This window comes from Sulfuricurvum sp. MLSB, from assembly GCF_000747095.1.
In the GTDB taxonomy this organism is placed as follows: Bacteria; Campylobacterota; Campylobacteria; order Campylobacterales; family Sulfurimonadaceae; genus Sulfuricurvum.
Genome location: NZ_JQGL01000041.1, coordinates 21,022 through 46,710 on the forward strand (window position 1 = coordinate 21,022; position 25,689 = coordinate 46,710).

General features: G+C 49.0%; 29 protein-coding genes and 6 tRNA genes. 25 read left to right on the forward strand and 10 right to left on the reverse strand.

Features of this window, described 5'->3' with window-relative positions; genetic code table 11:
* The first annotated feature begins 13 nt into the window (after positions 1 to 13).
* The 16 genes from atpA to JU82_RS04545 all read left to right on the forward strand — a co-directional run bounded on the left by atpA (position 14) and on the right by JU82_RS04545 (position 13,275).
* A complete protein-coding gene (atpA, locus tag JU82_RS04470) occupies positions 14 to 1,531 on the forward strand; it encodes a F0F1 ATP synthase subunit alpha (RefSeq protein WP_037947014.1) in 1,518 nt (505 codons plus the stop codon).
* Between the two features lie 8 nt (positions 1,532 to 1,539).
* A complete protein-coding gene (atpG, locus tag JU82_RS04475) occupies positions 1,540 to 2,427 on the forward strand; it encodes an ATP synthase F1 subunit gamma (protein WP_037947016.1) in 888 nt (295 codons plus the stop codon).
* A gap of 14 nt (positions 2,428 to 2,441) precedes the next feature.
* Positions 2,442 to 3,842 (forward strand): F0F1 ATP synthase subunit beta, encoded by a 1,401-nt coding sequence (gene atpD / locus JU82_RS04480; protein WP_037947019.1) that lies wholly within the window; start codon positions 2,442 to 2,444, stop codon positions 3,840 to 3,842.
* Between the two features lie 26 nt (positions 3,843 to 3,868).
* Positions 3,869 to 4,261, forward strand: coding sequence for an ATP synthase F1 subunit epsilon (atpC, locus tag JU82_RS04485; protein WP_037947020.1), 393 nt, complete (start codon positions 3,869 to 3,871; stop codon positions 4,259 to 4,261).
* 4 nt (positions 4,262 to 4,265) lie between these two features.
* The gene (locus tag JU82_RS04490; protein ID WP_037947021.1) at positions 4,266 to 4,829 is read left to right on the forward strand and encodes a MotA/TolQ/ExbB proton channel family protein; all 564 of its coding nucleotides are present in this window, start codon (positions 4,266 to 4,268) and stop codon (positions 4,827 to 4,829) included.
* A gap of 2 nt (positions 4,830 to 4,831) precedes the next feature.
* Positions 4,832 to 5,221 (forward strand): biopolymer transporter ExbD, encoded by a 390-nt coding sequence (locus JU82_RS04495; protein ID WP_037947023.1) that lies wholly within the window; start codon positions 4,832 to 4,834, stop codon positions 5,219 to 5,221.
* 35 nt (positions 5,222 to 5,256) lie between these two features.
* Positions 5,257 to 6,006 carry a TonB C-terminal domain-containing protein gene (locus tag JU82_RS04500; protein ID WP_037947029.1) on the forward strand — a complete coding sequence of 250 codons (750 nt, stop codon included), beginning with the start codon at positions 5,257 to 5,259 and terminating at the stop codon, positions 6,004 to 6,006.
* A 4-nt stretch (positions 6,007 to 6,010) separates the two neighbouring features.
* A complete protein-coding gene (tolB, locus tag JU82_RS04505; protein ID WP_037947030.1) occupies positions 6,011 to 7,258 on the forward strand; it encodes a Tol-Pal system protein TolB in 1,248 nt (415 codons plus the stop codon).
* Between the two features lie 54 nt (positions 7,259 to 7,312).
* Positions 7,313 to 7,867: an OmpA family protein gene (locus JU82_RS04510; RefSeq protein ID WP_294892128.1), complete on the forward strand. Its 555-nt coding sequence runs from the start codon at positions 7,313 to 7,315 to the stop codon at positions 7,865 to 7,867.
* Positions 7,868 to 8,746, forward strand: a complete 879-nt coding sequence (locus JU82_RS11735) for a tetratricopeptide repeat protein (RefSeq protein WP_294892129.1) — start codon at positions 7,868 to 7,870, stop codon at positions 8,744 to 8,746.
* Positions 8,747 to 8,819: 73 nt separating this feature from the next.
* On the forward strand, positions 8,820 to 9,341 hold the full coding sequence (locus JU82_RS04520; RefSeq protein ID WP_037947033.1) for a peptidylprolyl isomerase: 522 nt from the start codon (positions 8,820 to 8,822) through the stop codon (positions 9,339 to 9,341).
* Positions 9,328 to 10,098, forward strand: coding sequence for a helix-turn-helix domain-containing protein (locus tag JU82_RS04525; RefSeq protein ID WP_037947037.1), 771 nt, complete (start codon positions 9,328 to 9,330; stop codon positions 10,096 to 10,098). Before JU82_RS04520 ends, JU82_RS04525 begins: the two co-directional genes overlap by 14 nt.
* Complete coding sequence (gene fabD / locus JU82_RS04530) at positions 10,098 to 11,033, forward strand: ACP S-malonyltransferase (protein ID WP_037947039.1); 936 nt, start codon at positions 10,098 to 10,100, stop codon at positions 11,031 to 11,033. The genes JU82_RS04525 and fabD overlap by 1 nt, the downstream gene beginning before the upstream one ends.
* A complete protein-coding gene (locus tag JU82_RS04535; protein WP_037947041.1) occupies positions 11,030 to 11,788 on the forward strand; it encodes a nitrilase-related carbon-nitrogen hydrolase in 759 nt (252 codons plus the stop codon). Before fabD ends, JU82_RS04535 begins: the two co-directional genes overlap by 4 nt.
* Before the next feature lie 16 nt (positions 11,789 to 11,804).
* A complete protein-coding gene (locus JU82_RS04540; protein ID WP_037947049.1) occupies positions 11,805 to 12,536 on the forward strand; it encodes a 5'-methylthioadenosine/adenosylhomocysteine nucleosidase in 732 nt (243 codons plus the stop codon).
* Positions 12,520 to 13,275 (forward strand): ATP-binding protein, encoded by a 756-nt coding sequence (locus JU82_RS04545; protein ID WP_037947051.1) that lies wholly within the window; start codon positions 12,520 to 12,522, stop codon positions 13,273 to 13,275. The genes JU82_RS04540 and JU82_RS04545 overlap by 17 nt, the downstream gene beginning before the upstream one ends.
* Here the strand turns inward: JU82_RS04545 and JU82_RS04550 are convergent.
* Positions 13,265 to 13,714 (reverse strand): hypothetical protein, encoded by a 450-nt coding sequence (locus tag JU82_RS04550; RefSeq protein ID WP_294892130.1) that lies wholly within the window; start codon positions 13,712 to 13,714, stop codon positions 13,265 to 13,267. The genes JU82_RS04545 and JU82_RS04550 overlap by 11 nt on opposite strands.
* Entirely contained in the window at positions 13,699 to 14,685 is a 987-nt protein-coding gene (gene mutY / locus JU82_RS04555) for an A/G-specific adenine glycosylase (protein WP_037947055.1), read from the reverse strand. The genes JU82_RS04550 and mutY overlap by 16 nt, the downstream gene beginning before the upstream one ends.
* Before the next feature lie 38 nt (positions 14,686 to 14,723).
* Here mutY and JU82_RS04560 point away from each other — a divergent pair, with 38 nt between their 5' ends.
* From JU82_RS04560 to JU82_RS04585, 6 genes are all read left to right on the forward strand, one after another.
* Positions 14,724 to 15,299, forward strand: a complete 576-nt coding sequence (locus JU82_RS04560) for a YigZ family protein (protein WP_037947058.1) — start codon at positions 14,724 to 14,726, stop codon at positions 15,297 to 15,299.
* Positions 15,300 to 15,375: 76 nt separating this feature from the next.
* Positions 15,376 to 15,687 (forward strand): hypothetical protein, encoded by a 312-nt coding sequence (locus JU82_RS04565; RefSeq protein ID WP_037947061.1) that lies wholly within the window; start codon positions 15,376 to 15,378, stop codon positions 15,685 to 15,687.
* 72 nt (positions 15,688 to 15,759) lie between these two features.
* On the forward strand, positions 15,760 to 16,095 hold the full coding sequence (locus JU82_RS04570) for a copper-binding protein (protein WP_294892131.1): 336 nt from the start codon (positions 15,760 to 15,762) through the stop codon (positions 16,093 to 16,095).
* Positions 16,092 to 16,346, forward strand: coding sequence for a hypothetical protein (locus JU82_RS04575; protein WP_037947064.1), 255 nt, complete (start codon positions 16,092 to 16,094; stop codon positions 16,344 to 16,346). Before JU82_RS04570 ends, JU82_RS04575 begins: the two co-directional genes overlap by 4 nt.
* Positions 16,343 to 17,692: a TolC family protein gene (locus tag JU82_RS04580; RefSeq protein ID WP_037947067.1), complete on the forward strand. Its 1,350-nt coding sequence runs from the start codon at positions 16,343 to 16,345 to the stop codon at positions 17,690 to 17,692. The genes JU82_RS04575 and JU82_RS04580 overlap by 4 nt, the downstream gene beginning before the upstream one ends.
* Entirely contained in the window at positions 17,679 to 19,001 is a 1,323-nt protein-coding gene (locus JU82_RS04585) for a copper oxidase (protein WP_037947071.1), read from the forward strand. Before JU82_RS04580 ends, JU82_RS04585 begins: the two co-directional genes overlap by 14 nt.
* Here JU82_RS04585 and JU82_RS04590 read toward each other — a convergent pair.
* The 8 genes from JU82_RS04590 to JU82_RS04625 all read right to left on the reverse strand — a co-directional run bounded on the left by JU82_RS04590 (position 18,998) and on the right by JU82_RS04625 (position 21,346).
* Positions 18,998 to 19,582 carry a DUF2238 domain-containing protein gene (locus tag JU82_RS04590; RefSeq protein WP_037947156.1) on the reverse strand — a complete coding sequence of 195 codons (585 nt, stop codon included), beginning with the start codon at positions 19,580 to 19,582 and terminating at the stop codon, positions 18,998 to 19,000. The genes JU82_RS04585 and JU82_RS04590 overlap by 4 nt on opposite strands.
* 41 nt (positions 19,583 to 19,623) lie before the next feature.
* Positions 19,624 to 19,700, reverse strand: a tRNA-Asp gene (locus tag JU82_RS04595).
* A gap of 12 nt (positions 19,701 to 19,712) precedes the next feature.
* Positions 19,713 to 19,788 (reverse strand) — tRNA-Val (locus JU82_RS04600).
* A gap of 31 nt (positions 19,789 to 19,819) precedes the next feature.
* Positions 19,820 to 19,896: transfer RNA gene (locus tag JU82_RS04605), tRNA-Asp, on the reverse strand.
* A gap of 13 nt (positions 19,897 to 19,909) precedes the next feature.
* Positions 19,910 to 19,985, reverse strand: a tRNA-Val gene (locus JU82_RS04610).
* A 24-nt stretch (positions 19,986 to 20,009) separates the two neighbouring features.
* A tRNA-Glu gene (locus tag JU82_RS04615) sits at positions 20,010 to 20,085 on the reverse strand.
* Positions 20,086 to 20,098: 13 nt separating this feature from the next.
* Positions 20,099 to 20,174: transfer RNA gene (locus tag JU82_RS04620), tRNA-Lys, on the reverse strand.
* An 80-nt stretch (positions 20,175 to 20,254) separates the two neighbouring features.
* The gene (locus tag JU82_RS04625) at positions 20,255 to 21,346 is read right to left on the reverse strand and encodes a CinA family protein (RefSeq protein WP_037947074.1); all 1,092 of its coding nucleotides are present in this window, start codon (positions 21,344 to 21,346) and stop codon (positions 20,255 to 20,257) included.
* A gap of 109 nt (positions 21,347 to 21,455) precedes the next feature.
* On the opposite strand from JU82_RS04625, the gene ileS reads away from it, so the two are divergent.
* The 3 genes from ileS to gatA are packed head-to-tail and all read left to right on the forward strand — an operon-like array spanning position 21,456 to position 25,689.
* Complete coding sequence (ileS, locus tag JU82_RS04630) at positions 21,456 to 24,230, forward strand: isoleucine--tRNA ligase (RefSeq protein WP_037947077.1); 2,775 nt, start codon at positions 21,456 to 21,458, stop codon at positions 24,228 to 24,230.
* Positions 24,227 to 24,352 carry a hypothetical protein gene (locus JU82_RS11740; protein WP_294892132.1) on the forward strand — a complete coding sequence of 42 codons (126 nt, stop codon included), beginning with the start codon at positions 24,227 to 24,229 and terminating at the stop codon, positions 24,350 to 24,352. The genes ileS and JU82_RS11740 overlap by 4 nt, the downstream gene beginning before the upstream one ends.
* The gene (gene gatA / locus JU82_RS04635; RefSeq protein WP_037947080.1) at positions 24,349 to 25,689 is read left to right on the forward strand and encodes an Asp-tRNA(Asn)/Glu-tRNA(Gln) amidotransferase subunit GatA; all 1,341 of its coding nucleotides are present in this window, start codon (positions 24,349 to 24,351) and stop codon (positions 25,687 to 25,689) included. The genes JU82_RS11740 and gatA overlap by 4 nt, the downstream gene beginning before the upstream one ends.

Sequence of the window (25,689 nt, forward strand, 5' to 3'; positions counted from 1 at the left end):
AAAGGAGAAACTAGTGGTAGCAAAAGTACAAGCAGATGAAATCAGTTCGATTATTAAAGAGCGGATTGAGAATTTCGAACTTAACGTAGATATTAATGAAACCGGTAAAATCGTCTCATATGGAGACGGAATTGCTCAGGTATACGGCCTAAACGACGTTATGGCTGGTGAAATGGTAGAATTTGAAGACGGTACACGCGGTTTGGCAATGAACCTCGAAGAGAGCAGCGTAGGGATTGTTGTTCTTGGTAAAGGTAAAGAACTCCGTGAAGGAATGTCAGTCAAACGTCTTGGACGTTTGTTGCGTGTTCCTGTTGGCGATGCACTTCTTGGACGTGTAGTCAACGCCCTCGGTGAGCCTATCGACGGTAAAGGTCCTATCGAAACAACGGAAGTTCGTTTCGTAGAAGAAAAAGCACCTGGTATTATGGCGCGTAAATCGGTTCATGAACCGATGGCAACCGGTATTAAAGCGATCGACGCCCTTGTTCCGATCGGCCGTGGACAGCGTGAGCTTATCATCGGTGACCGCCAAACCGGTAAAACAACGGTAGCACTCGACACCATTATCAACCAAAAAGGTAACGGTGTTGTTTGTATCTACGTTGCAGTAGGTCAAAAAGAATCGACAGTGGCTCAGGTTATCCGCCGTCTTGAAGAGCATGGCGCCCTTGAGTACACGATCATTGTATCGGCTACTGCTTCTGAAGCGGCAGCACTTCAATTCCTTGCCCCGTATACCGGTGTAACGATGGGTGAATACTTCCGTGACAATGCTCGCCACGGTCTTATCATTTACGATGACCTCTCTAAACATGCGGTAGCATACCGTGAAATGTCATTGATCCTTCGCCGCCCTCCGGGCCGTGAAGCGTATCCGGGTGACGTTTTCTATCTACACTCTCGTTTGCTCGAGCGTGCAGCGAAACTCAATGATGAAATGGGTGCGGGTTCATTGACGGCTCTTCCAATCATTGAAACACAAGCGGGTGACGTTGCGGCGTACATCCCAACCAACGTTATTTCGATCACAGACGGTCAGATTTTCTTGGAAACAGACCTGTTCAACTCAGGTATCCGCCCTGCGATCAACGTCGGTCTTTCAGTATCACGCGTCGGTGGTGCCGCTCAAATCAAAGCGACCAAGCAAGTTGCCGGAACACTCCGTCTTGACCTTGCACAATACCGCGAACTTCAAGCATTTGCTCAGTTTGCTTCTGATTTGGACGAAGTAAGCCGCAAACAGCTTGAGCGTGGACAAAGAATGGTAGAAGTTCTCAAACAACCTCCATACTCTCCGCTCGGTGCTGAAAAACAAGCGTTGGTTATTTTTGCGGGTAACGAAGGGTATCTTGATGATATCTCTGCTTCTTCAGTTGTAAAATTTGAAGCAGATCTTTATCCGTTCGTAGAGGCGTCATATCCTCAAATTCTTGAAAATATCCGTAGCTCTTCTAAAATCGACGACGAGACTATGGCTCTGATGAAAAAAGCGCTCGAAGAGTTTAAATCTACTTTCGTTGCTGAATAAGGATCTTTATGGCTAACTTGAAAGAGATTCAAAGACAGATCAAGAGTGTTTCGAACACGCAAAAAACTACGCGTGCCATGAAGCTCGTTTCGACGGCGAAACTTCGCCGTGCGGAAGAGCTTGCGAAACGTTCTCGTCTGTTTGCACAAAAAACGAATCAAGTAATAGCTGAAATCGCGGCACGCATCCAATGCAATAAAATCGGCGGAATTGAAAACCGCTGCTTTCTTGAAAACGATGCGCCCGAAATGATCGACATTATTTTTGTCACTGCTGACAAAGGTCTGTGTGGCGGTTTTAATATTCAAACCATCAAAGCGGTTAAACGCGTAATGGCAGAATACAAAAATAAAAAAGTCAAAATTCGCCTTCGCGGTATCGGGAAAAAAGGGATCGAGTTTTTTAACTACAATGAAGTAGAAATGCTTGACGAAGTTAAAAACCTTAGCTCTGCACCTGATATGCAGCGTTCCAGCGAATTCATGGCACGCTCGATCAACGATTTCAAAGAGGGGAAAATTGATGCCGTTTACATCATCTATAATGGATATTTGAACGTTATCACCCAACAGTTGCATGTCAACCGCGTGTTGCCGGTCGATATCTCTGCGTATCAATGCGAAGTTGAAAAAGACACGATGCTTGATCTTGAAGCACAAGATGAAGAAAAAATGCTCGATTCACTCGTCAGCAAATACGCCGAGTATAACATGTACTATGCATTGATCGATTCGTTAGCAGCCGAGCACAGCGCCCGTATGCAGGCAATGGATGCTGCAACGAACAATGCAAAAGAGATGGTTAACTCGTTGAAAGTCAAGTTTAACAAAGCACGTCAAGAGGCTATCACGACTGAACTTATCGAGATTATCAGCGGCGTCGAGTCGATGAAATAATTATGGAGGAAAGAATGATTGGTAAAATTGCTCAAGTAATTGGTCCGGTTGTTGACGTTGATTTCCAAGGGTATTTGCCTGCTATCAACGAAGCGATCGAAGTAAATGTAAGTGTTGAAGGGAATACGACTCGTCTTATTCTTGAAGTAGCATCTCACCTCGGAAACGGTCGTGTGAGAACGATCGCTATGGATATGTCAGAAGGTCTTGTTCGCGGTATGGATGCTCGCGCAACAGGCGCACCGATCAAAGTTCCGGTTGGTGAAAAAGTTCTCGGACGTATCTTCAACGTTATCGGTGAAACCATCGACGGCGGAGACCAAATCACTGATTGTGACACATGGTCTATTCACCGTGATCCTCCAGCACTGGTTGATCAAAGCACTAAAACGGAAATGTTCGAAACAGGTATCAAAGTTGTTGACCTTTTGGCTCCGTACGGTAAAGGTGGTAAAGTCGGTCTGTTCGGTGGTGCCGGTGTCGGTAAAACCGTTATCATCATGGAATTGATCAACAACGTTGCTCAAGGACACAGCGGTCTTTCTGTTTTCGCCGGTGTCGGTGAACGTACTCGTGAGGGGAACGACCTTTACCACGAGATGAAAGAATCAAGCGTTTTGGACAAAGTAGCACTGTGCTACGGACAAATGTCAGAGCCACCGGGAGCACGTAACCGTATCGCGTTGACGGGTCTTACCATGGCGGAATACTTCCGTGATGAGAAAGGTCTTGACGTATTGATGTTCATCGATAACATCTTCCGTTTCGCGCAATCGGGTTCTGAGATGTCAGCACTTCTCGGACGTATCCCATCAGCTGTTGGTTACCAACCGACTTTGGCTCGTGAAATGGGTGCTCTCCAAGACCGTATTACATCAACCAAAAAAGGTTCAATCACGTCGGTTCAAGCGGTATATGTACCTGCGGATGACTTGACTGACCCGGCTCCCGCTTCGGTTTTTGCTCACTTGGACGCGACAACGGTTCTTAACCGTAAAATCGCTGAGAAAGGGATCTATCCTGCTGTTGACCCATTGGATTCGACATCACGTCTGCTTGATCCGCAAATCATCGGTGAAGAGCACTACAGCGTTGCACGCGGTGTTCAAAAAACACTTCAAAAATACAAAGATTTGCAAGATATCATTGCAATTCTCGGTATGGATGAGCTTTCTGAAGACGACAAAGCGACGGTTGAACGCGCACGTAAAATCGAGAAATTCCTTTCTCAACCTTTCCACGTTGCGGAAGTATTCACCGGTGCTCCTGGTAAATATGTTAAACTTGAAGACACTATCAAAGGATTCAAAGGAATTCTTGAAGGCGAATTCGACCATATGCCAGAAGGTGCTTTCTACATGGTCGGTAATATGAACGAGGCGATTGAAAAAGCGGCTAAAATGAAAAGCAAGTAATTGCTTCTCGCCTTAAAGGAAACACTATGGAAACACTCCAACTAGAAGTGCTTACGCCGAGCGGACCGATCTATAACGGTCCGGCTAAAAGCGTCACCCTGCCGGGTGAAGAAGGGGAATTTGGCGTTCTCCCTGAACACGTTTCTCTGACAACTTTGCTTCAAGCAGGTGTTGTCGATATCCAAAACGAGAGCGGTAAAACCGAATCGATCGTCGTAAATTGGGGGGTAGTGCAGATTACCCACAATAAAGTGGTCGTTTTGGTTGACGGTGCCGTTGCGATCCGAGGCGAAAGCGAAGGCGATATCGCTAAAGCGCTGGATGAAGCAAAATCACTGATCAACAGTGTTGCCGATTCAAGTACGATGATCGCTTCCGTGTCGGCACGTATCGAATCAGCAGCTCACAGCCTCGTCTAAAACAATGTTTCAGACATTTGCCGAGTTTTACGACAAAAGCCATCCGGTAACACTTTTTGTGTTGCTGGTCCTCTCTTTCTACTTTATTGCCATCAACTGGGTTTTTTTCTACCGCTTTTTTTCGCTTAACCAATGGATTTCCAGCGAAAACCAATCTTTAGAGTCACTTTTGATGGGTCAGCACAAAATTCCCGATTATGCTTATTTGAGTCATTTTACAAAAACGTCACATCTATCCAAAGCACTTTTCGATCTGGCATCGTATGCTTCAACCAAAGAAGCGACGAAAGGGCTTATGTTCTTGTCGGTGGTTGCTTCAACTACGCCGTTTATCGGTCTTTTCGGAACGGTTGTATCGATTCTGGATACCTTTGACCATATCGGTCAAGCCAGCGGCACGATGAGTATTATTGCCGCAGGGGTATCGGATGCGCTTGTAGCAACGGCATCCGGTATTTTCGTGGCGATTTTCGCCTATACCTATCATCAGGTCTTGAAACGCAAATCCTACGAGCTGTCCGGACTTATCCGCATGCAGGGCGATGCGCTCCTTTCAAAAGAGCTGTAATTATGTTCGATTGGGATGAAAAACCGGAACTGAACATCACGCCCCTTGTGGATGTGATGCTTGTTTTGCTGGCCATCTTGATGGTTATTTCTCCCAATATCGTCTACGAAGAGTTGATTCGTCTTCCCAAGGGTTCGGCGCAAAAGGAACTCTCCAAACTTCCTCCCGTTAATATTACCATTACCAAAGAGGGAGAGATCAAAGTCAACAAAGAGACATTCAAAACAGATTCTTTTGCCGACAATTTTTACCGCTATGCCCAGACATTAGACACCGAAGCTACGGTCATGATCAGCGCGGATGAAAGTTTGGGATATGGAGAGGTAATGTCAGTCCTTTCAACCGTTAAGCGGGCAGGTTTTCGTGAAGTTTCTTTGGCTACGGCCGGTTAAAACTATTTTAGAGTCTCTGAAACGGATGCTGTAAAATGGGTTTGCACAATGAACGTTATTTTTTTCTTAGCGGCCTTATCTCTCTCTCGCTATTTGCTTTTTTGGTCATATTGATCGGATACAGTGTCCTCACATCGGCTAAAATCGAGCAATTCGCCATGACTCAAAGCGAATTCGTCTCTGTCTCGATCGCCGTTTCAGAACAGAATGCCCAAACTGAGATGATGAGCGAAACGCCTCAGACTGTTACTCAACCGCTTGAAGAGAAGCTTGTTCCCGTAGAAGAGAAGGCACCCGAAGCCGCTCCCGAAATATCCGATCTCTTTTCACAGGTCAAACCTCGCAGCGAACCGAAAAAAAATCCGGAGAAGGCCAAGCGCAGCGAAGAACTGAGCGCCCTCGAAAAAGATATTATGACACTGGCTCAAAAGCAGCGTTTTACCGACAAAGTCAAAAATATCGAACTGGTGAAGCCGGGATTGAAAATGGTAGTGCAGGGAGGATCTTCGGGGCCGATCGTTAACGAATACCATGCTAAGATTCAGGGACTGATTTATGCCCATTTCCATCCTCCGACCGGATCGGAGGGGCAGGCGGCACGCGTACGGATCAAGATCAGTCCTGCGGGTAAATTGATCTCGTATAAAGTCATCGCCTATTCGGGGAATGCATCATTGAATAGTGAAATCGATTGGTTGAAAGAGCGGCTGGGATCGGTTCTTTTTCCCTCGCATCCTGAGAGAAGAGATGCGGTTTTAGAATGTATATTGACGGCCAAGGAGTAGCCATTTGAAATTTATTTTTGTTTTATTTGCGGCAGTTTGTTTTCTTCGGGGTGCCGATACGACGATTGAAGTGGTTAAAGGGGTAGAAGCTTTGCCGAAACTTGTGGTAGAAGATGCTTCGCCCATGAAAAACGATACCAGTCTGAAAATGGCCAAAATGCTGGCAGCCGACATGGAAGTCGTTTCGCTGTTCAACGTTGATGATAGTTACGCGGCGGCTCCTTTTGAAGCACTTTCTCCGGCACCGAGCCACAAAGACGCACAATATGTTCTTCGATACCGTCTGAATAATGACGGTGCAGGCGGGATTAAAGCAGACATCAAGCTGATGCAAAACGGCACAGATATTTTCGTGAAATCATATGTATTGAAACAAACAGAAATGGCAGTGTTTTTAGCGCATTCGATTGCGTATGACATCAATGCAAAAATGGGCGGTGCACCGATGGAATGGATCAAACGTAAAGTATTGCTGATCCGACTGACCGCACCTCGGCGTGCGGATATCATTGCCGCGGACTATACGCTTTCGTATCAGAAAGTGATTTTGACGGGTGGAATGTACGGCTTTGCCAAATGGGCAAACCGCGAACAGACGGATTTGTATTATACGTCGCTGTCGGATTTCAAGCCGACGATTTACAAAATGAACCTCTCCAGCGGCAAACGAGAAAAACTGATCGCTTCGGACGGGATGGCGGTATGTTCGGATGTCAGCGAAGACGGCAAGCGTCTTTTGCTGACACTTGCGCCCAACGGCCAGCCGGACATTTATCTGTATGAAACACTGACGCAGAACAAGACGCGGCTGACGGATTACACGGGCATCGATGTCAACGGGCAATTCATGGGGACGGACGGAATCGCATTTGTCTCAAACCGCATGGGATATCCGAATGTGTTTGCAAAAAAATTCAACAGTTCGGCCGTAACGCAGCTGGTTTATCAAGGGAAAAATAATTCTTCTTTGAGCTCCTACAGAAATTTTCTGGTTTACAAAGCCCGTGAAAATACCGCTACATTCGGAGGGAATTCTTTTAATCTGCATCTATTGTCGCTCAATTCAGGAAACATCAAACGCCTGACGGCAAGCGGAGAAAACGACTTTCCCCGTTTTTCACCCGACGGGGAGGCTGTTTTATATATCAAACAGGAAGGCTCGCGCAGCTCTGTAGGCGTTATCCGGCCAAGTATCAACAAAAGTTTTGCCTTTCCGTTGAAAATGGGGCGGATTCAGTCGATTGATTGGTAATGTTAACCGTTTTTTCGATACCATAACACCATATTGTAATAAAGAGGTGATAGCATGATGAAAAATGCAGCTTTGATTAGTGCCGCAGTAGCACTATTGGTTTTGAGTGGATGTAGCAGCAAGGAGCCTGCAATTGATGCGACGGCGTCTTCGGCGTCGGCAACAGGCGCGAGTTCAAGTACTGCGGGTACTACAGGCACAGATTCCAATGCGGTTATCGCCCCGATTACCAGTGCAAGCGCGACAGACGCTACGGCTTCTGCAGCAGTCGGAACAAACGGTTCTGAAGGCGGGTTGGTGAACATTTTGTTCGATTACGACAAATTCGATATCCGTGAAGACATGCAAACGGCGATGAAAAACAACAGTGCGCAAGTGAAAGACAAATCGGTCAAACTTGAAGGTAACTGTGACGAATTCGGGAGCGACGAGTACAACTATGCGTTGGGTCTTAAACGTGCCAATGCCGTTAAAGCAGCTCTTGTCAACGACGGTATGAATCCTGATTCCATCACGATGGTCAGTTTCGGAGAAGGCAATCCTGTCTGTCTGGAAAAAACGCCTGAATGCTGGCAAAAAAATCGTCGTGTTGAATTCAAACTTCCCTAAATGCGTACATCCGTTACGTTTTTAACTCTACTTTCTCTAGCCCTGTCCGCATCGGAGCCTTCGGTCTTCGGGGCAGGCAATCTGAACAGTCCCAATCCATACGGCTTAACCAACGAAGAAAAACTGATTCTTGAAAATAAAAAAGAGATTCAGACAGTCATGCAGAAGCACAACGTGCAAAATGCTAAAGTTGAGACGGTGACCGAGCGTCTGGACGGGCTGCAGACGATTATCGAAGGGTTGGCACAAACCACCAACGAGCATAAGCAGATACTGCAGCGTCTCGGTGATACTTCTGCGGAAAACAACACGACGCAAAGCATCGGCGAGCTAAAGAAGCAAGTTGACGCCAATACGCAAAACATCGCGCAATTCAAAACATTGCTCGAGGAACTTTCGGTTGTTGTGGACGGGATTAACAGCAATTACGTTACGAAAGAACAGTTCGGTTCACTGATTAAACAGCTTAAACTCAAACTTCCCGCAGCCGAGGCTCCGAAAGCCTCGACAAAAATGAGTGCCACGGCGATCGAAAAAGAAGCCGCCCGTTTATTCGGTGAAAAACAATATGCCGAAGCGCAGGTTTTATTCGAACAGATGATTCAAAAAAAGCATAAGACGGCGGAAGCGTATTATATGCTCGGAGAAACCCATTTTGAACGTAAAGCATACAAAGAGGCAGTCTTAAGTTATAAAGAAAGTGCCTCCCGTAACGAAAAAGCGCTTTACATGCCGACTTTGCTCCTTCACTCTGGGATTTCGATGGAAAAAACGGGTGACAATGCAATGGCAAAAGCGTTTTACCAAGCGACTGTATCCAAATACGGCGGCAGCGGGGCTGCCAAGGAAGCACAAGAACGGTTAGCTAAGCTAAAATAGCTATCGGCTCACTTTCAGCATTGCTATAGGTAAATGTGCTAAAATCGCAAAATCTTAAAAGTAAGGCTATATTATGGCAATTGAAACCAATCAAATCGTATCGCTTGAGTACGAAGTACGTGACGGCGGTACGGTAGTAGACAGCAATGTAGGCGGGCACCCGCTTGTATTTATGTTCGGTAAAGGACAAATCATTCCGGGTCTTGAATCAGGAATCGCTCACATGAATATCGGTGACAAAGGAGACGTTCTCGTTAAAGCGGCAGACGCATACGGCGATTACAATCCTGAAGCGCAGCAGGAACTTCCGCGCGAACAATTCGCCGGGATCGATCTTAATGTCGGTATGACGCTTTACGGCCAAGGCGAAGACGGCGGTACGGTGCAAGTTGTCGTTAAAGACATCCAAGACGATTCTGTCATTATCGATTTCAATCACCCGCTTGCCGGGAAAGATCTGATGTTTACCGTTACGATCCACAATGTTCGTGACGCATCGGCGGAAGAGGCAATGACCGGTATTCCAGCTGAAAACAAAGTAGAGAGCAGCGGGTGCTGTGGAAGCGGCGGAAACCACGGCTGTGGATGTCACTAACTTTTTAACGGCGTCAAACGCTTCAATCGAAGCGTTCAAGACGGCCAATCTGCTCAAGGGGTTGGGTGTCAATGCCGTCATTTTTGGGGAAAAGGGGACAGGAAAACTGACCCTTGCCCGCTACATACTTCCGCATGCGCCGGTTATTGACGCGAGCCGTTTCGATGAATTGCTCGATGCGATCGAGTCACACAGCGAGGTGATTATTTACCGGCTGGACAACGTTGCCAATCTCAAGCGGTTGATCGAAGCGCTTCAAAAAACACGCACCCGAGTCGTCGCTACGGCGGGCTTTCGATATTCTCAAGATCAGCTGGATGAAATTTTTACGATTCGTCTGGCATTGCCGCCGCTTTCTGAGCGGAGCGAAGACGTTGACGTATTGATCGATGTCTTTGTCAAAGAAGCACGGCATACGCTTGGCAAGACGGAACCGTTTGATTTGAACGGATTTATTCCCGATCTGAGCGAGAACGCTATTTCCCTGCGTCGGCAGGTCTATCTGCATTATCTCTTTGACAGCATCGGCGAAAATGACTTGATGGAGATAATGGAGCATTATCTGACCGAAAAACTCGGAAGCAACAACGACTATCGAGCTTTTTTGCATTTGTATGAAGTTCCGCTGATCCGGGCGGGGATCAAGCGATTCAAATCACAGCTGCAATTGGCCGAACGGCTTGGGCTCAACCGTAATACCCTGCGTAAAAAAATTGCGGATCATTCAGAATATCAATTAGAAACCAAGGAGCATTAATGTCCAAAAAAATTGCGATGATATTTCCCGGTCAGGGGAGCCAAAGCATTGGAATGGGAAAATCGTTTTACGAAAACTCGCCGCTAGCGCGCGAGATGTTTGAGAAAGCCGGAGAACGGATCGGCGTCGATTTCGCCAAGCTCATGTTCGAACCCAACGATCAGCTTGATCAAACCGCGTATACGCAACCCGCCATATTGCTGGTATCCTTGATCGCTTACCGTCTTTTTCAGGAAGCGCGTCCGACCGACGCGGTGATGTTCTTGGGACACTCTTTGGGTGAATTCAGCGCATTGGCCGCAGCAGGTGCCATCGATTACGTCGATGCGGTCGAATTGGTCCACAAACGCGGTGCGTTGATGCAGAGTGCGTGCGAATCGATCGAAGCGGGGATGATGGCGATTTTGGGGCTGGATGACGCAATAGTCGAAGAACTGTGTGCAAAAGCTCAGGGCGAGGGAAAAAAAGTGTGGCCGGCCAATTACAATCAAGCCGGACAGCTTGTCGTTGCGGGCTTAAAAGCCGATTTGCAAGCCATGGAAAGCGTCTTTAAAGAAGCGGGAGCCAAACGGGCATTATTGTTGAACATGTCGATCGCAAGCCACTGTCCGCTTCTTTCATCTGCGCAGGAACCGCTGGCGGATGTCATGGAAAAAATGGTAAACGATTCGTTCACGGCACCGGTCATTTCCAACGTAACCACCGCCAAATACGCTACGAAAAAAGAAGCGGTCGAACTGCTGAAAGAGCAGCTGATCAAACCGGTCAAGTACAAGCAGTCAATCGAAGCGATTGCAGGCGAAATCGATGCGATGATCGAATTTGGAAACGGTGCGGTGCTCAAAGGTCTGAACAAACGCAACGCTCCGGATGTCGAAACGTACGGGGTATCGGACATGGAAACACTTGCGAAGGTTTGTGAAGCGCTCGCATGAAAGTCGCTCTGATCCAGTCCGCGCCAAAGCTTAACCGTTCAAACCTCGCTGAGGCGGTGGCGTTGATTGAACAAAACCGCGAAGCCGATGTCGTGGTTTTTCCCGAACTTTTCCTCAGCGGCTATCTGCTTCAGGATAAGCTGTTTGAAGATGCGTGGCAGATAGAGGAACTGGATCTTCTGGTGCAGGCTAGTCGGCACTGTGACATTGTCATCGGCGCAGCGCTTTGGGATGGCGGCAAAGTGTATAACAGCGCTTTGTACTTCTCACAAGGGAAGCTCCTTCATATTCATCACAAAAAACATCTCCCGACATACGGGATGTTCGAAGAGGGGCGCTATTTCGCGGCAGGCGAAACGATCAACGCGTTTTCAACCCCTTTCGGAAAAGCCGTTATGGTCATTTGCGAAGATCTGTGGAGGGCTGAAACAATTGCGGCAATTGAAGGGACGGATGCAGAGATTGTATACGTTCTTGCCGCATCTCCCGCCCGCGGGTTCGAAGATGAAGGGATCACAATCGAATCGCAATGGGATGCGCTGCTCAAATCCGCCGCTTTGCTGACGCACAATTACGTCGTCTTTGCAAACCGTGTCGGATTTGAGGACGGTTTGGGTTTTTGGGGCGGCAGCCGGGTCGTGACTCCGATGGGGACAATCGAGCACAAGCTGAAGATTTTCGAGTCTGAAACCGCTTTGGTCACGTTGAACCATCAGCTGCAAAAACTCGGACGTTATTTGGCAAAAAATTTTTAACACGACAAGGAAGAGAATGAAAATCGCAATTATGGGCGCTATGCTCGAAGAAGTTGAACCGTTTCTGGAATTGGCGGAGCATGAACCGCTTTTGAAGTTTTTTAAAAAACACAGCGACACTTTTTACGGCGGCAACACGTATCACGAAGCCAAGTACAAGGGGCTAGACATCGTTTTGGGTTACAGCAAAATCGGTAAGGTCAATGCCGGGCTGACGGCGGCGACGATGATTGAAAAATTCGGTGCCGAAAAGCTTCTGTTTACAGGTGTCGCCGGTGCGGTAAACCCCTCTTTGAAGGTTGGTGATCTCATCGCCGCTACACAACTTTGTCAGCACGATCTTGATATCACGGCTTTCGGCCATCCTCACGGTTATGTCCCGGAGGGGAAAGTATATGTCGAGCCTTCGCGCGAGTTGCTCCATATCGCCAGAAAGGTTGCGGAGGAAAAAGGTATTCCTCTCAAAGGGGGGATCATCGCTACCGGGGATCAGTTTATCGCCGATCCGGTGCGCAAAGAGTGGATCGGAAAAACGTTTGATGCGGATGCGCTGGAGATGGAAGGAGCGGCTGTTGCGGTTGTGTGCGATGCCTTAAACGTTCCGTTTTTCATATTGCGTTCGATCAGCGATGCGGCTGATTCTGACGCTACTTTCGATTTTGACGAGTTTTTGAAGCACTCTTCGCAGGTAAGCAGCAGTTTTATTCTGGCCATGCTCGAAGAGATCGCAGATGATCAAGCTCAGTAAAAAAATCATGCGTCAGATCGGACGGACCAATGCGGCGTTCGCTCTGATCGACGAAGGGGATAAAATCCTCGTCGGGTTGAGCGGAGGGAAAGATTCGCTCACTATGGTTCATGCCCTGATGGAACAGCAGCGGCGTGCCCCTTTCCGTTTCGAGATCCTTGCCGTTACGGTCACGTACGGGATGGGCGAAGACCTCTCCTCCCTTGTGGCTCACTGTGCTGAACACGGTATTCCCCATCAGGTGTATGCAACCAATACGTATGAGATCGCGGGAGAGAAGATACGTCAAAACTCGTCGTTTTGCAGCTTTTTCTCACGAATGCGCCGGGGAGCGCTGTATACGGCGGCTCAGCAGTTCGGATGCAACAAAGTGGCTTTGGGGCACCATCTTGATGATGCGGCGGAGAGTTTTTTCATGAACCTGATTTACAACGGGCATCTTCGCTCTTTGGCCCCAAAGTACAAGGCAGGAAACGGTCTGATCGTCATTCGCCCTCTGATCCAGCTGCGCGAACGTCAATTGGCGGCGTGCGCATTGGAAAACGAAATGCCTACCATCGGGGACGAAGCGTGCCCTTCCATGCGCTTTGATGTCAAGATGCCCCATGCACGAGCCTCTATGAAGACGATGCTGCATGAGATGGAAGAGAAATATCCCGACCTGTTCGTCTCAATCAATTCGGCATTCGGCCACATCAGCGACGACGCTTTTTTTGATCCGGCACGCTTTAATGTCTGATCTCTTCGAAATCGAGCCGTTTTTGATTTAAGAAATCGATGATTCTGTCCTGATAAATTTTAGAATCTTTTTCCTGCGTGCATGATTGCAGTTTTCGAAGATGTTCGGATTCTATTTTCTGAGCGTAGCGGGGCATCAGGCGCAGTTCTTGGATAATATCGTTCAACAAGGACTGATGATCGATCATTTTTTTGGCATGTACGGTAGATACGTACTCTTGGACCGTCATTACAAGCGTTGCGGCTCGATCCGATTCGGAGTAAATCTCGGATGCGATCTCTTCAAGCGCCGAATGGTAATGGTGAATCGGTTCGTCGGTGCTTGCGATCATAAGGGCATATATCTTGGCCCGGAATTCAAGCGACGTGTGATGATAGACGAAAATTTCGCGAAATGCGCTGAAAAAGTGGTTTCGGATTGTTCTTAGTACGACTCGCACCCGCTCTCCTTTTTTTCCAGATTATACCGTAATAACGTTACCGCTTTTTGATCGGCTCGGCTCATCGAAAGTGCGGCAAACTCGTCAAGCCCAAACCACTCATACCCCTCCGGTTCCGTTTCATCGCCTGATAAATAGACATCCGCTTCGAGGGTAAAATGGGAATAGTGCTGGGTGATATGGCCTAAAAAGTTTCGGTTGCCGAGTGCTTCATCTGTTTCAAAAAATCCCCATAGCCCATGTAAAAAGCGGCTTTGTCGCTGCATAAGGGCATAACGGCCGTTACGTTGATGGATGACGATAGATCGTCGGCGTACCGGTTTGGCTTTTTTCATTTTCGCTTCGGGAAAAACGTGCGGGGAGGTTTTGCCTTGGCAGGTTGTTTCCAACGGACAGGTATCGCACAACGGATTTTTGCTTACGCAGACCAAAGCGCCTAAGTCCATCATGGCTTGATTGTATTCGAACGGATGAACGGGATCGAAGAGAAGATAGGCATATTCCCACAGCTTTTTTTCGTTTCGTTTAGGAAGAGCGAAATAGCGGTGGAGTATCCGTTTGACGTTCGCATCCAGAATCGGAAGGCTCTCGCGATAGGCAAACGCCGCGATCGCGTGGGCGGTTGAACGACCGATTCCGCTGAGTTGGATGAGGCCATGCGCATCTGTTGGTAGAATACCTTCGCATTGACGTGCGGCATTGTGGAGATTTCTGGCCCGCGTGTAGTACCCAAGCCCTTCCCACCGTTTCAATACGTCGTCAAGCTCCGCATCCGCTACGTCCAGCAGTGTGGGAAACCGCTCCAGAAAAGGGAAGTAGAACCGCTCCAGCACGGTTTTAACTTGAGTTTGCTGCAGCATAATTTCGCTCAGATAAATAGCGTATGGATCGTCGGTATTCCGCCATGGCAGATCATGACGGCCGTTGTGCTCGTACCAGTATAAAAGCGACGCTTGAGGGGTGAGTTTCATGGCGATATTATATAATTACACGATTAAGAAGGGGTTTTATGGTTACGGTAAATACGATGTATTCAGATACGATCGAGATCAAAGGATCGAAATTTATCGCCCATCTGATGCCTATGGCGATGTACGAAAACGAAATGAAACGCTTGCGCGAAGAACACCCCAAGGCCGTTCACTGGGTAAGTGCCTACCGAATGTTGAATGAGTTTGACCAGATCGTCGAATACGCCGGGGATGACGGCGAACCCAAAGGGACGTCCGGGAAACCGACGCTTTCGGTCTTGCAAGGGCATGAGCTGATCAATGCGGCGATCATTACCGTGCGCTATTTCGGCGGGACGAAACTGGGACCCGGCGGTTTGGTTCGGGCTTATGCCGATTCGGCCAACGCGGCGGTAGCGGTTGGCGAACTTGAGCCGTATGAAAAACTGTTCGTTCAAACATTTGAGTGCGACTACAAAAACATTTCGGTCGTTGAGTACGAAATGACCCAAAACAGCGTCCGATGCATTGCTAAAATATTTGGGGAGCGAGGGGCGGAGTTTACCGTCGAAGCGACGGCGGAACGCCTCGAAAAACTGTATGCGGCGCTGGGGCGAATGATTGAAAAACGCTAAAAGATAGTTTCGGAACTTAATCATTTTTTGAGTTTCTTGGGAGTAAATTTACTGTATCCAAGAAGAGGAGGGAGCAATGGTTATTAGTTCATACCTTTTCCAAAGCCCTCACAGCCAGCCTGTTCAGATAGGGCGGCCCGATCCGGCGATGCTTAAAGCACAAGAGGAAGAGTCGCAAAAAGAACAGCAGCAGGTAAAATCAGAATCTCAGACGTTGTCGGAAGACTATTCCGCGTATGAGAAAACAGGGTTGAAAATCAAATCCGCCGCTGTATATGCGGGAAGCGAAGGATTCGCCTTGAGTGCAGATCAGGTAGCAAAGCTTTCCGATGCGTCGTTCAAAACCAATCAAAGTGATTACGTAAAGGTGTACACGCAAGAGAGCTGATATTAATACCGTTAATATTTTATTCATACAGAACGCACAAAGCTTTGTTAGACTTGTTAAAAAGGAGTTCTGATGAAAATTGTTTTGATGGCTGTCGCATTGCTTGTTTTTCCATTGGCCGTTTCAGCGATGGGAAGTGAGCCTCATGAAGATAATACCTGCGCTTACCCGGCAGAAGCAAACCAACAAGTGTATAAAGCAACGGGTAAAATAAAATCGATTGCAGAAGATCATATGTCTTTGCGAATTTTTCACGATCCGATACCTGAGCTCAAATGGCCTGCAATGAATATGGCTTTTGATGTTATTGATCATGATTTGACCCATCCGCTCGAAGTGGGAGATACCGTTCGTTTCGAGTTTATCCAGAAAGAGGGTAAACAGATCATCACCAAGATATCCAAATGAAACGCCTGATCTTTATTGCAGTTTTGGCAGGTTCTCTCTGGGGCGGTGATGCGAAGGAAAAAGCACTTCCGCCTCAGTCGGTTGAAGCACCGGGCGGAAAGTCTCTTTATCAGCCTGTCCGTGAACCCGTCAATGCCGCAGAAGAGATTCGTATGCAGCAGGAGAACGGTGTGATCGGAGGGCGAGGGGTGCCGATGCACAGCTACAGCGATGCAAAAGACGAACCTACGGCACACGGAGATCATAGATGAAATCGGCAGTGTTTTTTTCGGTAGGGATGTTGCTGATACTGAGCGGATGTTCGGTTACGAGTCAGGAAGATGCGTTTCGTGCGGTGAATGATTCGGTGAAAAAAGATTTGGTCTGGATCAAAACTCCCGAACAGGCACGTGAAGTCGAAACAAGAGTGTATGCGTTGCTTGCACAGCCGTTGAACGAAGAGAATGCCGTTCGGATCGCTCTGATCAATAACCGAATGTTACAGCAAACGTACGAAGAGATCGGGATCGCTCATGCGGAGCTGGTGCAATCAGGATTGATGAGCAACCCGATTTTAGGCTACTCACTCGGGCGAGGGGGCGGCATGACGACCAAAACGCTGACGGTCGAACTGGCCTTTCTTGATTTGCTGTGGATTCCGTTGCGTCGCGAACTGGGCGGAATCGCCTATGAGGAAGCGAAACTGCGTGTCGGGGATGAGGTACTTCGAACCGTGCGGGACACAAAAAAAGCTTTTATTGAGGCCCGAATCGCTCAAGAGATTGCCGCTATACAGGACGAACGACTCAAATCCAACGAAGCTTCGGCACAACTTGCTATACGTCAGTTTGCTGCCGGCAATCTTTCCAAACGAGATAGGCTGAAGATTCAGGAAGCCTACGCCCATGTACGAACGGAAGCGATAAAAGCGCATCAAAATGCCGCTTCGGCACGTGAAGAGCTCAATAAAATGATCGGAATCTACGGTTCGGCCACCCGATATACTTTTGGAAAAGAAGGATGGGCGCTCACGGAACCTCCGGCATCATCGGAAGTGTTGGAACGTACCGCCATTGAAAAGCGTTTGGATGTCGCGGCTGCCAAAAAACGGCTCGAATATGCCGCCAAAGAGGCAGGAATTACCGAAAACACCCGGATGCTTGATAATTTGACCTTGGAATACGAGCGTGAAAAAAGCACCGGAGAAGCCCATAAGAACACATTGGGCGTAAAAATCCCCTTGCCTATTTTCGACATGGGGCAAGCAAGAGTGGGAATGGCGCAGGCCAGATACAATCAACGCTATCATCAGCTTTACGCATTGGCGGTGAATGTCCGCAGCGATGTTCGCCGCTCCCATGCCGCACTCCGCTATGCTTACGACATAGCTCGGGAATACCGTGAAACGATTGTCGGGCTCAATCAGGGCATTTTGGAGCAAACCGGACTCTTTTACAACGGAATGCTGGATGGGATTTACGAACTTCTCGAAGATCAGCGCCGTTTGAGCGAAGCAAAAATAGCCTCGCTTGAAGCAATGGCGGAATATCAGATAGCCGCTGCCGATTTGGCGTATACGGTCGGTGCGGCATCGGAGGAAAGCAATGAAACAAAATAGACGCGATTTCTTAGGACTGGCTTCCGCTTTTTTGGCATCAACCGCACTGGCAGGCAACGAACACGATCACGCTGCGCACGGCTCGCCAAAGCGGCGGCTGAGCATGGTTGAGAATCCCAAGCAAGTGCTTTCTCCTGCTACGATCATTACGCCGAATAAAGGAAAAAATTACAATCCCGTCGTGACGCTTAACGGCTGGAGCCTTCCGTATGAGATAAAAAAGGGAGTTAAAGAGTTTCATCTGATTGCCGAACCGGTCGTACGGGAATTCGCTCCGGGGATGGTGGTCAATTGCTGGGGATACAACGGAACCTCTCCGGGACCGACGATCGAAGCCGTTGAAGGGGATCGCATTCGTTTGATCGTGACGAACAAGCTCCCTGAACATACGACGATCCATTGGCATGGGCTGATTCTTCCCAACGGAATGGACGGGGTCGGCGGACTGACGCAGCCTCAGATCAAACCGGGCGAGACGTATGTGTATGAGTTTACCCTGCGTCAAAGCGGATCGTTCATGTACCACCCCCATGCGGACGAGATGGTGCAGATGGCCATGGGGATGATGGGAATGTTTATTATCCATCCCAAAAATCCTGCGGCTCACCGCGTCGATCGAGATTTTTGTTTTTTGCTTTCCAGTTACGACATAGCCCCCGGAACGTATACCCCGAATCCTTCGACGATGACCGAGTTTAACCTTTGGACGTTCAATTCCCGCGTTTTTCCGGGGATCGACCCCATGGTGGTGCGTAAAGGGGATCGTGTCCGGATACGGGTCGGAAATCTGACGATGACGAATCATCCGATCCACATGCACGGACATACATTCGAAGTGACCTGCACCGACGGCGGATGGGTTCCCAAAAGTGCCCGGTGGCCCGAAGTGACGTCCGACATTCCCGTCGGATCGATTCGGGCCATCGAGTTTACCGCTACGGAAGAGGGAGATTGGTCGTTTCACTGCCACAAATCGCATCACACGATGGGGCCGATGGGGCATAATGTCCCAAACATGCTGGGGGTGAAGCAAGACGACCTGACCGAAAAGATCAGCGATCTCATGCCCGAGTACATGTACATGCCGATGGGGCGTTCGGGGATGTCGGAGATGCAGGATATGGCCGAAATGGGGATGGCGCTGCCGGAAAATACGCTGCCGATGATGAGCGGGAAGGGACCGTTCGGGCCGATCGAAATGGGCGGAATGTTTACGGTTGTCAAAGTGCGTAAAGACCAACCCCGGAATGATTATTCGGACCCGGGATGGTTCAGGCATCCGAAAGGAAGCATTGCTTATAAATATTAGCGCTGTTTCAAGAGCCGCCGATGCCACAAAAGGGCGGCTGAAAGGCTTCCGAGATAGCACAAAAACATATCTTTTTGCGCATCCCATTGATCCCCCTGCGTTCCCAAAAAGGCCGTTCCCAGTTCCGCATGGGTCACTTCAGTAGCCAGCCATTCGAGTACTTCGTATACCCCCGATGCCGAAATCATGAAAACCAGCGTAAAAGCAAACACCTGTTTTTTGGAGTGACCGAAAGAAGCAAACAATTCGCCAAACGGCACTAACAGCAAAAATCCGAAGAGAAAATGGGTAAGCCGGTCGTAATGGTTGCGTTCAAACCCGAAATAACGGGTCAGGGATTCAAACCACGGCATTTCGCTGTAGGTGTAGTGGGCGCCGATCGCGTGCAAAACAAAAAAAACAAACAGCATGCAAACGCTTAGATTTGAAAAACCGAAGCGGCGTTCGCTCCAGAGGATAACGGGGAGAGCGACAAAGACAAGGATATTTTCGAGTAGCCAATCTTCCCGATACCACGGATCAATCGCGAGATATAACCATAAAATAACATAGGTGATAAAAAGGACGGGTTTTAGCTTCATGGGAGAATGATAACATAGATAAAAGAAAGGGGATGAAAAGATGGCGCAGCGGACGGGACTCGAACCCGCGACCTCCTGCGTGACAGGCAGGCATTCTAACCAACTGAACTACCGCTGCAGCGCCAAATAATGGTGGGAATTACAAGACTCGAACTTGTGACATCTACCTTGTAAGGGTAGCGCTCTACCAACTGAGCTAAACTCCCGAGAGTTTTTTAATAATAAATCGAAATAACATGGCGCAGCGGACGGGACTCGAACCCGCGACCTCCTGCGTGACAGGCAGGCATTCTAACCAACTGAACTACCGCTGCAGCGCCAAATATATGGTGGGAATTACAAGACTCGAACTTGTGACATCTACCTTGTAAGGGTAGCGCTCTACCAACTGAGCTAAACTCCCGAAAATCGAAATATCTCGAACAAGTGGCGACCCCTAAAGGATTTGAACCTCTGTTCCTACCATGAAGTGATAGTGTCCTTGGCCACTAGACGAAAGGGTCACTGAACCAACCATGGTGTCCCGTGATGGATTCGAACCATCGACCCCCTCATTAAAAGTGAGATGCTCTACCGGCTGAGCTAACGAGACCTCTGCAACCAACCAAAACGGCGATTGTGAGGGCGAAATTATAGGGGAAATGTCCTGTTTTGTCAAGGAGAAATCAGTGATTAGGTAAAAAACAATTCTCGATCAATGTTGAGCAACATTTTGACGGCCATCAAAACGCTTTGTTCCTGAATGTAGTTGCGATCTCCTTCGAAATGGAAGCGTTCGGTATGAACCGACGTTTTGGACCGGGCACTGATGTAGACGGTACCGACCGGCTTGGCATCGCTCCCGCCGGTGGGACCGGCAACTCCGCTGATGGCGAGGGCAAAATCGGCATAGCTGACGTTCATAGCCCCTTCGGACATCTCTAAAACAACCTCGGCACTTACGGCTCCGAACGCCTCAAGCGATTCGTCCTCAACCGCAAGCCAATTGGCTTTGAGCGTGTTCGAATAGGTGATGAGCGAGCCGTCGAAGATAGCCGACGAGCCGCTGTGTGCCGTGAAAAAATGGGCGAGAGAACCGCCGCTGCAGCTTTCGGCAAAAGAGAGTTTTTTCTTATGGTGCGAGAGGCGCTCGATGATAAAGGCGGCAATGTTGGAAGCGCTGATCACTTTATGATGCATCAGCCCTTTGGCCGAGGCGATAAACTGGGAAAGATTCCCGTGCCGGCGGGTATGAATCCGTATTTTGATCCACCCCTCGACGAGCTGGCTGAATTCGAGCCGTACGTCAAAGTTTTGGGCCAAAGGTTCGAGCAGCGTTTGGGCGCTTAGAAGCTCTTCGTTAAAGAGATGGATGGTTGCGAGACGCGACTCGTCATCGATCAGGATCGGCGGAAGCGTTTTGCCTTCGGTTGCCAGAACAACATTGATTTCAGAGCTGTTATGGTTCAGCAGATAGCTGCCGTTTTCGAGGATGTTTGCCCGGGAAGGAATCAGCATATTGTCCTTGAGAACCTGGTTGTCAGCCGTGACAGTACTGAGCAGTTTTCCAACAATCGTAAACGTACTTTTGGTGGTGATAATGATGAGTTTCGATTCGTGTTTTAGCAGCCCGTCAAGGTGGAGAAACAAGTCTTTGTCCGATTCGTCGAAATAGCTGATCGAATCGATCGAAGCGAGCTTGCTTTTGATGTTTCGGAGAATGTAGCGCTCATACGCTTCATTGAGAATGAGGCGGTTTCCGACAAAAATAACGTCGCGTTTCATAGTCCAACCCTGTATAAAATTGGGGTAGTATAGCACAGCGACAGCAAAATTTAATCCCCTTGAAGCTATAATGCAGCACTTTTTATATGCTCATTATTAAGGGATCCGAATGGATTATAAAGATACCCTCCTATTACCTCAGACCGAATTCCCGATGCGCGGAAATTTGGTCCAGAATGAACCTGCACGTTATGCGGCGTGGATAGCCAAAGACGTTTACGGCCGGATGAAAGCTGCTCGGACGGGCGCACAAACGTTTACCCTCCACGACGGCCCTCCGTATGCCAACGGTCACACGCACATCGGTCATGCACTGAACAAAATTCTCAAAGACATTATCGTCAAATACAACTATTTCAACGGCAAATCGGTTCGTTTTACTCCGGGCTGGGATTGCCACGGGCTTCCGATCGAACAGCAGGTCGAGAAAAAACTGGGCGGAAAACAGAAAAAAGAGCAGCTCAGTACGGCTGAAGTACGCCGTCTTTGCCGTGAGCATGCGAGCGAATTTATCGATATTCAGCGTGAAGAGTTTAAAAAGCTCGGCGTCGTCGCCGATTGGGACAACCCTTATCTGACGATGGATTACAAATTTGAGGCCAACATTTACCGTACGTTGTGCGCGGTGGCGAAAAAAGGGCTGTTGATCGAGCGTTCCAAACCGGTCTATTGGAGCTGGGCGGAGCGTACGGCACTGGCCGAAGCCGAAGTGGAGTACGAGGACAAAGAGGACTATTCGATCTATGTTGCGTTCGAACTCTCCGATGAAGCCAAAGTCCGCGTTGGAATCGAAGGAAACGCTGCGATCGTCATTTGGACGACGACACCGTGGACGCTGCCGGCCAATACCGGTATTTCACTCAACCCGGATGAAATGTACGTCCGCACTTCCGATGGTTACATCGTTGCCGAAAAACGCTACGAAGCGCTTCTGGAAGAGGGCGTTTTCACCGGAACGGTCGTTCAGAAGATCGAAGCAAAAAAATTCGAAAATCTGTATGCGATCAATCCGCTCAACGGACGCGGATCGCATCTGGTCCTCGGCGAGCACGTCTTGATGGACAACGGTTCGGGATGCGTCCACACCGCACCGGGACACGGGGAAGACGACTACCGCGTGGGGCTGCGCTACAACCTCGAAGTGGTAATGCCGGTCGATGAAACGGGGTGCTACGACGCCACCGTCGTTCGTGAAAAGCTTCTTCCCGATGCCGAAACATTTGTCGGGATGCACATCTTCAAAGCGAACGAGCCGATCATCGAACTGCTCGGCGACAAAGCGCTCAAAGTATCCAAATTCCGCCACTCCTACCCGCATTGCTGGCGTTCGCATACGCCGCTCATTTACCGTGCGACGAAGCAGTGGTTTATCAGCGTGGACGGCACTCCTGATGGCGAGTCCAAAACGCTTCGCGAAATTGCCAAAGACGAAGTGGCAAAAACGGCGTTTTATCCCGAATCCGGACGCAACCGTCTGGGGTCCATGGTCGAAAACCGTCCCGACTGGTGTATCTCCCGTCAGCGTGACTGGGGGGTCCCTATCGCATTTTTCCGCGTCAAGGCAACGGGGGAAGTGATTCTGGACGAGAAAGTCCTCAATTTTATCGCGATGATTTTCGAGATGCACAGCACCGATGCGTGGTATTCGATGAGTATCGAAGAGCTTCTCTATCCCGGCGCTCCGTATAAGCCCGAAGAGCTTGAAAAAGTTTCCGACATCCTCGATGTCTGGTTCGACAGCGGTTCGACGTGGAATGCGGTACTCAAATCACGCAACTACGATGCGGGAACCTATCCGGCAGACCTTTACATCGAAGGAAGCGATCAGCACCGCGGATGGTTTCAATCCTCGTTGTTCCTAAGTGCGTCGGTCGAACACATCGCTCCGTACAAAGCGCTTCTCACCCACGGATTCACCGTCGATGAAAAGGGCGAGAAGATGTCCAAATCCAAAGGCAACGTCGTCGCTCCCGAAAAGGTCCTTGGGCAGTACGGGAGCGAGATTCTGCGTTTGTGGGTCGCTATGAGCGATTACCAGGGGGATTTGAAGATCTCCGACAACATCCTCAAGCAGACGGCGGAACAGTACCGCAAACTGCGCAATACGTTTCGGATCATGCTCGCCAACCTCGACGGGCTCGACGCGATTGTTCCTTACAGCGAAATGGGAGAGGTCGATAAATGGATCGTCGCGAAAGCCAAAGAGGTATTCGACGAAACGCACCGTTTGTTCGGCGAATACAATTTCGTTCACGGGATGAGCGGACTGAATTATTTCATCGTCAATGAACTCAGCGGTATTTATATCGACATCACCAAAGACCGTATGTACTGCGACGACGCAAATTCCGCAGAGCGCCGCTCAAGCCAGAGTGCGATGGCGATCATTGCCCGCTCTATGCTGGGGTTGATCGCCCCGATCCTCACCTATACGGCCGATGAGATTTTCGAGCATGCTCCTTCGGTCATCAAAGGCGGAGCCGCCGATATTTTCGATCTTGTGTACACGTCGATCGATCCGGTTGAAAGTACGTGGAATGAAGAGTACATGAAAGCGGTTCGCGAAGCGCTCAACGAAATCGTTGATACTCTCAAAAAAGAAAAAGTGATCAAAAACACCCTCGAGCTGGTGGTATCTACTAATGATCCAAAAGCCAAAACACTCAAAAAAGCGGATGCCGAAGAGTATTTGGTGATCTCGAAATGGTGCGGATGCTCATTGAACGATATCCTCGGCGAGTTTGTACTGGACGGGGAAAAATACTCCATCGCGCTGGCGACAAAAGCCAAATGTCCCCGCTGCTGGAAATACCATAGTGAGAGTGAAGATATGGTATGCCCGCGATGCGCAACGGTCGTTTCCGGATGGATGGTCGCTGAATGATCGACGTGACGCAGCCGGTAGCGATGGGTTTTATCCTCGAAACGGTCGGTTTTATCTTCCTGATTATCGGCGCAGGTATTTATAGGGTAAAAAAAGCAAAACGAACAAAGGAAGGTGCATGATAACACTCAAAGAGGCGTTAAAGCTCTCCAGGGAAGAGGTCGCCAAGCTTAAAGAGGAACTGAAAGCGAAGATAGAAGCGAACAGCAAACTCAACGCTTACATCGACGTTCTCAATATAGGAGAGGGGATTCCGATCGCGATCAAAGACAACATCCAGGTCAAAGGATGGTCGATCACCAGCGGCTCGAATATCCTCAAAGGCTATATCGCCCCCTACAATGCGACTGTCGTTGAAAAACTTCTGGATGCGGGCTTCAGCCCATTCGGACGGACCAATATGGATGAATTCGCGATGGGATCGACGACCGAGAGCAGCTGTTACGGGAAAACGCTCAATCCTCTCAACCATAACTGCGTTCCCGGCGGAAGCTCGGGCGGTTCGGCTGCGGCAGTTGCGGCAGGAATTGCGGTTGCGGCTTTGGGAAGCGATACCGGCGGATCGATCCGCCAGCCTGCGGCGTTTTGCGGTATCGTGGGGATGAAACCTACTTACGGACGGGTAAGCCGCTACGGACTTGGGGCATACGCCAGTTCACTCGATCAGATCGGGCCGATGACTCAGAACGTTGAAGACGCGGCAATCCTGTACGACATCATCCAAGGATATGATCCTAAAGATTCGACAAGCGCCGAACGCGAAGACGGCAAAGTCAGTGACAAGCTTGATGCCGGCGTCAAACTGACGATTGCGATTGTCCCCGATTATGTCAAAGACGCATCTCCTGATGTACGCAAAGCGTACGCTAAAGCGGTCGAAGCGCTTAAAAATGGGGGCCATACGATCGTCGAAAAAAGATTGATGGACCCGAAATACGACATTTCGGCGTATTACATCACGGCAACGGCGGAAGCAACGACGAACCTTGCCCGTTACGACGGTATTCGTTACGGTAACCGCGTGGAAGGGGAAAACCTGAAAGATACGTTTCTCCAAACGCGTTCCCAAGGATTCGGAAGCGAAGTACAACGCCGTATCATGCTGGGAAATTTTGTCCTTTCATCAGGCTACTATGATGCCTATTACGTCAAAGCGCAAAAAGTACGGTCGTTGATCCAACAAGAGTATAATAAGCTTTTTGAAGAAGCCGATTTGATACTTACCCCGGTTGCACCGCGTACAGCGTATGAATTCGGTGCATTGAGCGATCCGCTCGAAATGTATTTGAGCGATATTTATACGATTTCGGTCAACCTCGCAGGACTTCCCGCCCTGTCGTTGCCGGTTGATACCGCTTCGAACGGCATGCCCGTCGGCCTTCAGCTTATTGCCGCTCCGTATGCGGAGCAAACCTTGTTCAACGGGGCGCTCAGTCTCGAAACTCAACTCAAAGGATAA